The sequence below is a fragment of the Desulfurellaceae bacterium genome (assembly GCA_021296095.1).
In the GTDB taxonomy this organism is placed as follows: Bacteria; Desulfobacterota; Binatia; order Bin18; family Bin18; genus JAAXHF01.
In genome coordinates this window covers 1-10,685 of sequence record JAGWBB010000091.1, presented here as the reverse complement: position 1 = coordinate 10,685, position 10,685 = coordinate 1, and the positions used below count along the sequence as shown (strand labels likewise).

Here is a 10,685-nt window from a genome sequence, read left to right as displayed (position 1 = left end):
TACAGGCCGAGCATGATGGCGCCGAACAGCGACACCGAGGTCGGGTGATCGCCCATGCCCGGGCGTGGGCCGCCGGGCGTGCCGTCCATGCCTACGACGCTCATCATCAGGCCCGAGCGAGCCCAATACGCCAGCGCGTCAAAAGTCGGCGCGTCAGCATCCTCACCCGTGTCGCCGTAGCCGGTCAGGTGGGCGTAAATGAGCCGCTCGTTCTCGGGTTGCAGGTGATCCCAGGTCAGCCGGAATTTGTCGAGCAGCGGGTGCTGGTAGTTGGTGACAAACACGTCGGCGGTCTTGACCAGACGAATGAGAACGTCCCGGCCCTGGGGTGAGGCCAGGTCCAGGGCGACGCTCTTCTTATTCCGGCTGGTCAGAATCCAGCCCCAGTTGAGGTCCGCCTGGGCAAATCCCGGTAGATCAGACATGGAGCGGTAGAGATCCCCGCCTTGGGGTCGCTCGATCTTCAACACCTCGGCCCCGAAGTCCGACATGATCGTCGTCGAGGCCGGCCCGGCGACATAGGTTCCGCAGTCGATAACCCGCAGTCCCGATAGAATTCCGTCGTGCATATGCGTCTCCCTCTTTGACTGAATGTGAGGTTCCTGCCCAGGTCTTCCCGGTCTTTTCTCCTCTCCCCGGAGCGAGAACACGTCGGTGTGCAGAAACCCGAGTCCGGGCCATTCTGCCAGTAATTACGCGTCTCGCCAAGCTTCCGGATTGCCCCCGAGAGACCCCCTCATGGCACCTTGGCGACGGCTTGCCGTGTCCCGGTTGCCGTGCTAGTTCTATCTTTCCGTAGCAAGCAGGTTTCCGTGCCGCCTGGCACGGAAACGGAGTCGTCTCATCGGGATCGAAAAGAAAGGCTGTCCCATGGAAATTGAAGAGCAAACAGAAGGTTCGGTGGTCATTGTTGCGCTCGACGGGCGTGTTGACGGCTTTAGCGCGCCCGAGCTGGAGACTCGCATTTCGGAGATCGTCGGCCGTGGCAATACCCGTCTGCTGCTCGATTGCGGCAAGATGGAGTACATCAGCAGCGCCGGCCTGCGGGCCGTGCTGGTTGGTGCCAAAAAATGCCAGCAGGAGGGCGGCAAGTTGGCGGTCTGTGCACTTCAGGCCGCGTGTAAAGCAGTCATGGAGGTCAGCGGGTTCCTGACCATACTCGATCACTACGACACCCGCGAAGCCGCCCTGGCGGTCGAGTCCTGAGGACGGGTCATGCTGACATTCGCCGAAGAGATCATGCTGTTGATGCTCGATGACGACGGCCTGTTCCTGCCGATCCGTGGGGGCTCCGTGGAACATGTCCTGGCCGGAGCGGTGCTGATGGACTTGGCCTTTGCCAACCGCATCGACACCGATCCCGAGCAACTGGTGCTTCTCGACCGAACGCCGACCGGCACCCCCATGCTCGACCGGGTCCTGGCGCTTCTCGCGGATTCCGACGAGACAAAGGATACCAAGAGCTGGCTGGAGACACTGGCCGGGCAGGGGACAACCGAAATCCGCAGGCAGGCGCTGACGAGTTTGATTGAGGGCGGCATTCTGGAGTCCCAGGACGAGCGGTTCCTGTGGGTCTTTCGTTCGCGGCGCTATCCGACGATTGACGGCCGTGTCGAACGCGAGGTCAAACTGCGGATTGAGGACGCGCTGCTGTCCGACGATACCCCAGACCCCAGGGATATCGCCCTCATCTGTCTGGTCGACGCCTGCGACTTCCTGCGCGACATATTTTCCGAGCGAGAGATCGAGCGGTCGATGCCCCGGATTGAGCAGCTCCGCAAGATGGATCTGATCGGCCGCGAAGTCGGTCGCGTGATCGCCAAAATCGAAGAGTCGGTCATGATGGCGATGGCGCTTACGCCACACTGAGCCAGAACCCACCGCGCCTGTTACCGCCCTGTCCTCGTGCCGCTCGGCATCAGGACTTCTCTACCTGCGGACGGAGGAGCGGCGCGGAGGGATTGTCTGAATATCACTCACCGTTATCGGCGGGCTGGAGAGTTCGCCGCCGTGTTCGAGACAAAACGTATGGAGGACGCCATGGGCGAAGCCTGGATTATTGACGCAGTTCGGACCCCGCGCGGACGGGGCAAAAAAAATGGAGCGCTGGCCGAGATTCATCCCCAGGAACTGATGGCGCAGGCGCTGAATGCCATCAAGGACCGCAATCAGCTCAATCCGCTGGATGTCGAAGACGTGCTGGTCGGGTGTGTCACCGCCTACGGCGACCAGGCCATGTGTATCGCCCGCATGTCGGTGCTGGCTGCGGAGTGGCCCAACGATTCCACCGGGGTGACGATTAACCGCTTCTGCGGCTCGGGTCAGCAGGCGGTCAACTTTGCGGCCATGGGCATCAAGTCCGGCGAGCAAGACCTGGTCGTTGCCGGCGGGGTGGAATCCATGTCCCGCGTGCCGATGAACGCCGACCGGGGCGGTATCGACGGGCATAATCGAAAGCTGCGGCGGCTCCATCCGCTGGTCCAGCAGGGTATTTCGGGCGACCTGATCGCTACCCTCGAGGGCTTCAGCCGTGAGGACTGCGACCGGTTTGCCGTGTCGAGCCAACAGCGCTATGTCCGGGCTCACAAAGAGGACCGCCTCACCAAGAGCCTGGTTCCGGTGCGGAATGCCGAGGGCGAGGTCGTGCTCGAACACGACGAATACCCACGCCCGAGTACGACCCTGGAGGGGCTGTCTGGCCTGCCGCCGTCGTTCGCCGAACTCGGTAAATACGTGCAAAAGGGCGATACGCTGAGCTTCGACCAGAAAGCCCTGTCGCGCTACACCGAGCTTGACCACGTCGAGCACGTCCACCACGCCGGGAACTCTTCCGGTATCGTTGATGGGGCGGGGGCACTGCTCCTGGCCTCACCCGAATACGCCCGCAGTCACGGCATGAAGCCGCGGGCCCGGATTGTGGCCACGGCAACGGCCGGAGCCGAGCCGATCATCATGCTGACGGCGCCGGTCCCGGCTACCCGACGGGTGCTGAAGAAAGCCGGTATGACGATCAACGATATTGATTTGGTCGAGATCAACGAGGCGTTTGCTGCGGTGCCGCTCAAGGTCATGAAAGACTGCGACATCGACCCGGACAAGGTCAACGTCAACGGCGGGGCGATTGCCCTCGGCCACCCGCTCGGCGCGACGGGCAGCATGCTGGTCGGCACCGTGCTTGATGAGCTTGAGCGTCAGGATAAAACCACCGGACTGGTCACCATGTGTATTGGTGGCGGGATGGGGATTGCGTCGATTATCGAGCGAATATGAGAGCCGGCTCCATCCGTCCCCACCTGCTCTGGCAGGCGGGACGGATGGTCGCGGTTAGCGGTGAAGCATGCGCCTCAGGGTCTTGTCGCGCTCGGTGTTGAAGCGCTGTGAGATCTCGGCACCGGGCGCAAACCCGTTAAAGCCGTGAAAGCCGCCCGGGTAGACGTGCAGCTCGGTGGGCACGCCGGCCGCCAGCATCCGTTGCGCGTAGCTCACGTTTTCGTCCAGGAACAGGTCAAGGTCGCCAACCGGAATATAAGCTGGCGCCAGGCCGCTCAGGTCGGTCGCCCGCGCGGCTGCGGCATATGGCGACACGTCCGGCCCGCCCGGCTCGTGACCGAGGTAGGCCCGCCAGCCCATCAGGTTGTTTTGGCGACTCCACACAAAGGTATCCGGCAGCGTCTGGTTGGCGGCGGCGATATTGCGGTCGTCAATCATCGGATAGATCAGCAGCTGAAAGCTCAGCTCGACCTCGGCCCGGTCGCGGGTCAGCAGGGCCAGGCCGGCCGCCAGTCCCCCGCCCGCGCTCGCTCCGCCAATGGCGATTCGTGACCGATCCAGCCCGAAATCGTCGCTGTGGGCCGCCAGCCACTTGAGGGCGGCATAGCAGTCCTCGACCGGAGCCGGGAAGGGATGCTCGGGGGCCAGCCGATACTCGACCGAAGCCACCACACACTGCCCGACCCTGGCCAGATGCTTGGCCAGGAAGTCGTCCCGCTCAACGCTGCCCAGGACGTAGCCACCGCCGTGAATCCACAGTAGAGCGGGCAGGCTGTCCGGCCGGTCGGTCGGCTGGTAGACCCGGACGAAGACATCAGGATCACCCTCAGGACCGGGTGCCTGATGATCCTCGGAGTTGATCCCCTCAATCGGCGGCACTTTGGCCATTTGGGCGGCAATCAACTCGTCCATCATGCGTCGCGCGGCCGGGATGTCGTGCAGCTTGATTCCGCCGCCGGTGGCCTTGAGCCAGGCGTCCAGCGGGGCTGCCAGTTCCGGGTCAAGCCGTTGCGTCATATCCATAGCGTTCCTCCTTCCCCGGGGACGCGAGTTCCCCGGGGATCGGTTTGAGAGAATCCGACCGATCCTCTCAGGTCCAGATTAGCGCGCCTGGCCGCCGCGCAGCAGTTTGCCCGGAGTCGCTCCGGTGCAGTCGCCGTCCTCAAAGATCGGCTCGCCGTTGACCATGATGTAGCGATAGCCCTCGGCTCGCTGCACCCGCCGCCACTCGCCGGCCGGCAGATCGTGGACGATCTCGTCGGGTAGGGCGTTCAGCTTGTCCAGATCGTAAATCATGATATCGGCGGCATTGCCCTCGCGCAGGGTGCCCCGATCCTTGATGCACGACGCCCAGGCCATCAGCCCGCTCAGCCGAAAGTGGGCCTCCTCCAGGCTCAGCAGCCCGGCATCGCGCGACATCCAGGCCAGGACCTCGGTCGGATAGATGGACGGGGTGATGAACTTGACGTGTGCCCCGCCGTCCGACACGCCGGGCAGCACATAGGGGGACTCCATCAGCTCCTTGAAGTTTTCCACCTTGGCTGCGGTGACCGGGCCGGCCCACTCGGTCCTGAGGTCGTCGGCGACCGACAGGTCGAGCATGGCGTCAATCGGGTGTTTGTTCTCCCGCTCGGCAATCTGGGAGATCGACAGCCCCTCGTACTTGTCTTTGAGGCCCGGGTGGCGCACCTTGCGGGCGATGAACTTGGGCAGCTCACCGAACAGAAAGTCGCTCGATTTCGGGCTGTCGAAGTCCTGCTGGAGCGCCTTGCGCATCTGCGGGTCGGACAGCTTGGCTTTGCGCTCCTCAACGGTGCCGACCGTGGCGTTGCGCCAGGCCTCGCTGTCGTCAAACAGGTTCCAGTCCTCCAGGGTCAGCCGAGCCGGCATCCGGGTGGTCAGGCCCTGTCCCAGTACCCGCCGGCCCTCGGCGTTATGCTCGGCAATGCGCTGCAGCTGGGCCTGGTGGACTTCGGGAAAACGGTCGTTGACCACGATGGCGTTGAACAGCACCGAGCAGCCGCTCTCCGAGGCCATCTGGGCGCTGAAGTCAATATCGCCCTGAGTGCCAAAGGCCGACTGGTCGGCCTCGACCGTGGACTGGGTGATCTGGATGAAGCCGTCGCCGCCGCTCTTGCCCAGCTCGCGGGCCATGGTCAGATAGAAATCCTCGGGCAGAATGTCCGAAATCATCGGCGTGCCGTCATAGTCGCGCTGCAGGGCACCGCGCGAGATCAGGCGCTGGGTCGACCAGCCGGCGGCGCCGGCCTGCATCGCCCCGTGGAAATGGTGCAGGATGCGCTCCATGTCCTTGTCGTTCGGCAGCCGTTTTTTGGCCTCGTCGAAGCCACCCATCTCATACGCCACGGCCGGCGAAATCGGAAACAGCTGCGAGATGTTGACCCCCAGGGGCAGCCGTTCGAGGCGGTCCATGTACTGGGGAAAGGTCTCCCAGTCCACCTTGATCGAGACCTGCATGGGTTCGAGCGGAATCGCCTCGTTGCGCGACAGGGCCAGCATCGCCCGCTCGGCATCCTGCGCCCGCAGCGGAGCAAAGCCGAAGCCGCAATTACCCAGCGTCACCGACGTAATTCCGTGCCAGCTGCCGATCGTGCAGTAGGGGTCCCAGTGGATCTGGGCGTCGTAGTGGGTATGCAGATCGATCGCGCCCGGGGCGACAATCAGCCCGCTGGCGTCAATGACCCGAGTCGCATCGCTGGCTTGCAGCCGGCCGATCTTGGCCACCTTGCCGTTCTTGATCCCCAGGTCGGCGCGGTAGCGCGGCACCTTGGTGCCATCAATGATCGTCCCGTCTTTGATCACCACATCAAATTCTGCCATGTCTCGCCCTCCTTATAATGTTGATACGTACATGGTCGAAACGACGTTACTGGTCTGGTTGAGTCTTCTCCGTTACTACTGCGTCTGTGAACCGGAAGCAAGAGATCGGTCCGGTTCCCAGCGCCTGGATATGACTCCCCGCTAACCGTCCCGCGTACCGGCTGTCAGCCTTTATCGCCCGCTGCTTACCCGCCCGATCATGGCTCGGACTTGAGCGTTTGCCTTGATTGGCACGAGTTCAATGTCCGGATGCTCCTGTGCGAAGACTCGAAACACTTCGTCAGCAAATCCCTGCCCAATCTGCTCGATGCCTTCAAAATCTAAAATGACAGTGCGGAACCGCTCAAATCGTGTCAACAAACGTTTAGCCTGCGAGCGCGATATTAACGCTTCGTCTCCGTACCGAACCAAGCCGACAGGAACAACGGTCTTTGAAAACCCGTAGTCTTCGCCCGAGGCAAATTCGTCGAAGACCTCTTTGGTTGTCCTCTCGGTAGCATTGCTTAACGTCAGGAAGACCGCTGTTCCCGGTCTTGCCGGTGCTTCTAAAATCCAATCTTCGTCTTTGGGATTTTGGTGCGAGAAGAAAACCTCACCAGAGCGAATGTAAAACTCGTCAAATATCCGTGAGGTAAAGAAAATCCCTTCACCCGTGTGGTGGTCGGGGTCCGTCGTCAGCTTCCCCTTCGCTAATTCGAGCACGGAGTGTCGTTCGTCAAACAAGTTCAACTCTCTCTGAATCTTGCGGAAGATGCCTTCTCCGTCGTCCATGAGATCCATTTTGACTGACAGGGCTGTCCGCTCAATGGTGACGTGCACGCTCGTGCCCGAAGAGTGGTCAATCGCGTTGTTCAGCATTTCCGTAAAGCCATACTGCCAAATATCTCTGGCCCTCCGAGGGAGGTCTGAGAGCAGAGGTGCAATCTTCTCCCGCCATACGTGATCCTCTGCTGTCGTGCTGGTTAATGGAACAAATATGGACTTTTGATCCAGGACCGCCAGCGCGTAGCCACGGTTGCGGGTCGTTCCCTCGACAGTCAGGAGTCCCTCTCTCACAAGACGGTGGAGATGTTTATTGACGGCTTGACGAGAGATATTGAAATGGGTGGCGGTCAGGTGAGCGATACCCTTACGATTCGAGTCAACTTGCCCAAGAATGAAGTGCCGAATTGCTCGGCCTCTCTCCCGTGTCCCTGGCATTGTCTTTTTCGTCTCCTTTGTCAACCTTTCCGCAATATATTGTCAACCTTATGGATTTTATTGTCAACCTGAGAAATCTGGTTCCAGGCTCGGTCGGCGTTCATTTTCCTTTGACCGTGCCTGCCGACTTGGAGTAGGATTCGAGCGTCTGCGCTGTCGCGCATCCCCGGCTGACTGTGCAGGGTAAAAAGGAGGCAGACTATGGCTTGGCCCGTTCGCTACCGGCTGGTTGGACTGCTGGCCAGCGGCAGCATGATCAACTATGCCGACCGGGTCAATATCTCAGTCGCCGCTCCGGTCATGATGCTCGCGCTGGGCTGGGACGAAGCCCGCTTCGGTCTGATATTTTCGGCCTTTCTCATCGGCTACACGCTGTTGCAGATTCCCGGCGGCATGTTGGCCGACCGCTGGAACACCTGCCGGGTGCTGGCCGTGGCGTGCATCGGCTTTTCCGTGTTCACCGCTCTGACGCCGCTCGGCGCGCTGGCCTTTGGGTTGATGCTGGCCATCCGCTTCAGCGTTGGCCTGTTCGAGGCGGTCAGTTTCCCGTCCTACGCCGCGCTAGCCTCGCGCTGGTTTCCGCGCCACGAGTACGGCCGGGCGCTGACCGTGAGCCTGTCCGGCGCCCACCTGGGACAGGCCCTGGCCTATCCGGTCACCACCTGGATCGTGCTGAGCTTTTCCTGGCCGGCGGTCTTTTACTTTAACGCCGTGCTGGGCGGCGTGTGGCTGCTGGTGTGGCTGCTGTTTGCGACCAACAGCCCGGCCGAGCACCCACGGATCAGCCAAGCCGAGCGCGAGGAGATTGAGGCCAGTCTGGCCGAGCGTCCCCAGACCGGCGGCTCGCTGCGCACGGTGCTGCGGTCTCCCCAGGTGCTGTGGCTGTCGTTCGGCTATCTGTGCATGGTCTACGGCCTGTGGATGGTGATCCTGTGGCTGCCGACCTATCTGGTACACGCGCGCGGCTTTTCCATGCAGACCATGGGCTGGCTGGGTATGCTGCCGACGGTGGCCGGTTTTGTCGGAGCGATCAGCGGCGGGACGCTCTCGGATGTCCTGCTGCGGCGCGGTTTCAGCAAGCGCTTTGCCCGAGCCCGGGCGCCGGCGCTGTGTACCCTGCTGGGCGTGCCGATGATTGTGGCCGCCGCGCTGGTGCCGTGGGCGGCGGTGTCGGTCGTGTGTATCACCCTGTACATGTATCTGGCCAACCTGGGTGGCGGCGCCTGCTGGGCGGTGCCGCTCGAGCTGGACGCCAAACAGACCGGGACAATTTCCGGAGTGATGAATGGGGCGGGCAATTTTGCCGGTATCTTCGGACCGATGAGCGCCGGCTTTCTGGTGGCGGCGACCGGAGACTGGTCGCTGCCGTTTCTGGTCATTGCCGGGGTGTTGTTGATCGCGGCCCTGGTATTGTATTTTCTGGTTGTTCCGGAACCGATTGAGCTGGCCGAGCAGGGCGCACGGGGATAGGCGGCCTGCGCCCGCTGGCAGTCCTGATCCCGACTCGGGTGGGTATCAGGAGAAAATGAGGACACCAGGATGCACTTCGGTCTGGATGCGGGGCAGCTGGGCCTGCTGCGCTCGCTGCTCATGTATTACGCGATTCCCTTTCGCAGCCGCCAGCTGGCCCGTTTCTACGCCCAGTTCATCCAGGCCGGTGACCTGTGCTTTGACATTGGCGCCCACGTTGGCAACCAGCTGCGGGTCTGGTCGCGCCTGGGCGCGCGGGTGGTCGGGGTTGAGCCGCAGCCCGCGTGTATGCGTTTTCTGAAGCTCTGCTACGGCCGTCATCCGTCCATCACCCTGGTCGAACAGGCGGTCGGCGCAGTCCCCGGCACCCAGGCCCTGCATGTGAGCCAACGCACCCCGACGGTGAGCAGCCTGTCGCGGGAATGGATCGACACGGTCCAGCGCATCGAGTCCTTTGCCTGGGTGCGCTGGGATACCAGCGTCAGCGTGTCGGTCACTACGCTTGATCGCCTGATCGTCGAGTACGGCAGGCCGGCGTTTTGCAAGATTGACGTTGAGGGATACGAACTGGAGGTGCTGCGCGGTCTGTCCCAGCCGCTGCCGGCCCTGTCCTTTGAGTATATTCCGGCCGCCCTGGAGACCGCGCTGGGCTGTATTGCGCGCCTGGGCGAGCTGGGAGCGTATGCGTTTAACTGGAAACCGGCCGCCCTGGGCGAATCCTACCATTTGCAGTCGGCCTCGTGGCTCAGCCCCGATGCCATGGCGGCTCAGCTCAAGAGCCTGCCCCCGGACAGCGCTTCGGGTGACGTGTATGCGCGCTTGCGGACCTAGGGCTATGCGCCCGCTGACACATCAAGGAGGAGAACATGCGCTTTGGATTTTTTGACCAACTGCCGCGGGCCGACTGGCAATCGGACAGCCAGCGCTATGCCGATATCCTGGCCCAGATCGAACTGGGCGACGCGTTGGGACTGGATACGGCCTGGCTGGGCGAACTCCACTTCATGCCCGGAATCTCGTGTCTGCCCTCTCCGCTGATGGTGCTGTCGGCTGCGGCCCAACGCACAAAGCGCATCCGACTCGGTACTGCGGTGACGCTGCTGCCCCTGCATAGCCCGGTCAAAATGGCCGAGGATGCGGCCACGGCCGATGTGCTCAGCGGCGGCCGTCTGGAGTTCGGGGTCGGACGGGGAGCCGCACCGGTGTATTTCTCAGGCTACAACGTGCCCCAGGAGGAGAGTCGGGAGCGCTTTGAGGAATGCCTGGACGCCATCCTCAAGGCCTGGACGAGCGATACGCTGACCTATCAGGGCAAGTATTTTCAGGTCAGCGACCTGACCCTGACGCCCAAGCCGATCCAGAAGCCCTATCCGCCGATTCGGATCGCCGCCAACAGCCCCGATACCTTTGCCCTGGCCGGCAAACAGGGCCTGCCGATCTTTGCCTCGCCCCTGATCAATCCACCCGACAAGCTGCGCGAGTATCTGGCCGTGCACCGTGACACGCTGCCGGCCGGGGTCAAGCAGGACATTGCGCTGGCCTTCCCGGTCCATGTGTCGGACAGCCGGGCTCAGGCGCGCCAGGAGTGCGAAGAGAGTCTGATGCACTTTTTTAAGATGGCCAGCCAGGTGGTGAAACCTCTGGCCGGGGGGACGATCAAGAGCTATGAGGCGTACCAACAGCTCCAGGAGCGCCTTGAGCGGGTGTCGTACGAGGGGGTTGAGAAAATCGGCGGGGTGTTTGGCGACCCGGCCTACTGTATTGAGCGGGTCACGGCGCTGCGGGAAGAATTCCAGACCAGCGAGTTTATCTGCTACTTCAACCAGGGCGGGCTGCTTGACCACGCCACGGTCAGGCGTTCGATGGAGCTGTTTGCCGACAAGGTCATGCCCGCCTGCCGCTGA

The 10,685-nt window shown here is 62.4% G+C and carries 10 protein-coding genes; 6 read left to right on the top strand and 4 right to left on the bottom strand.

Annotated elements, in window-relative coordinates:
• Positions 1–569, bottom strand: a 569-nt coding sequence (locus J4F42_18190) for a CoA transferase (GenBank protein MCE2487448.1), incomplete at its 3' end; no start/stop codon positions are given.
• A 301-nt stretch (positions 570–870) separates the two neighbouring features.
• Between J4F42_18190 and J4F42_18185 the strand changes: the two genes are divergently transcribed.
• The 3 genes from J4F42_18185 to J4F42_18175 all read left to right on the top strand — a co-directional run bounded on the left by J4F42_18185 (position 871) and on the right by J4F42_18175 (position 3,270).
• A complete protein-coding gene (locus J4F42_18185; protein ID MCE2487447.1) occupies positions 871–1,206 on the top strand; it encodes an STAS domain-containing protein in 336 nt (111 codons plus the stop codon).
• Positions 1,207–1,215: 9 nt separating this feature from the next.
• Positions 1,216–1,869, top strand: coding sequence for a GPP34 family phosphoprotein (locus J4F42_18180; protein MCE2487446.1), 654 nt, complete (start codon positions 1,216–1,218; stop codon positions 1,867–1,869).
• A gap of 171 nt (positions 1,870–2,040) precedes the next feature.
• Complete coding sequence (locus J4F42_18175; GenBank protein MCE2487445.1) at positions 2,041–3,270, top strand: acetyl-CoA C-acetyltransferase; 1,230 nt, start codon at positions 2,041–2,043, stop codon at positions 3,268–3,270.
• A gap of 54 nt (positions 3,271–3,324) precedes the next feature.
• Here the strand turns inward: J4F42_18175 and J4F42_18170 are convergent, their stop codons facing one another.
• The 3 genes from J4F42_18170 to J4F42_18160 form a co-directional block, all read right to left on the bottom strand.
• On the bottom strand, positions 3,325–4,293 hold the full coding sequence (locus J4F42_18170) for an alpha/beta hydrolase (protein ID MCE2487444.1): 969 nt from the start codon (positions 4,291–4,293) through the stop codon (positions 3,325–3,327).
• A 78-nt stretch (positions 4,294–4,371) separates the two neighbouring features.
• Positions 4,372–6,111: an amidohydrolase family protein gene (locus J4F42_18165; protein ID MCE2487443.1), complete on the bottom strand. Its 1,740-nt coding sequence runs from the start codon at positions 6,109–6,111 to the stop codon at positions 4,372–4,374.
• 171 nt (positions 6,112–6,282) lie between these two features.
• Positions 6,283–7,311: a DUF4325 domain-containing protein gene (locus J4F42_18160; GenBank protein ID MCE2487442.1), complete on the bottom strand. Its 1,029-nt coding sequence runs from the start codon at positions 7,309–7,311 to the stop codon at positions 6,283–6,285.
• Between the two features lie 201 nt (positions 7,312–7,512).
• Between J4F42_18160 and J4F42_18155 the strand changes: the two genes are divergently transcribed.
• From J4F42_18155 to J4F42_18145, 3 genes are all read left to right on the top strand, one after another.
• Positions 7,513–8,781 carry an MFS transporter gene (locus J4F42_18155; protein MCE2487441.1) on the top strand — a complete coding sequence of 423 codons (1,269 nt, stop codon included), beginning with the start codon at positions 7,513–7,515 and terminating at the stop codon, positions 8,779–8,781.
• 69 nt (positions 8,782–8,850) lie between these two features.
• Positions 8,851–9,612, top strand: a complete 762-nt coding sequence (locus J4F42_18150; GenBank protein MCE2487440.1) for an FkbM family methyltransferase — start codon at positions 8,851–8,853, stop codon at positions 9,610–9,612.
• A 35-nt stretch (positions 9,613–9,647) separates the two neighbouring features.
• The gene (locus J4F42_18145; GenBank protein MCE2487439.1) at positions 9,648–10,685 is read left to right on the top strand and encodes an LLM class flavin-dependent oxidoreductase; all 1,038 of its coding nucleotides are present in this window, start codon (positions 9,648–9,650) and stop codon (positions 10,683–10,685) included.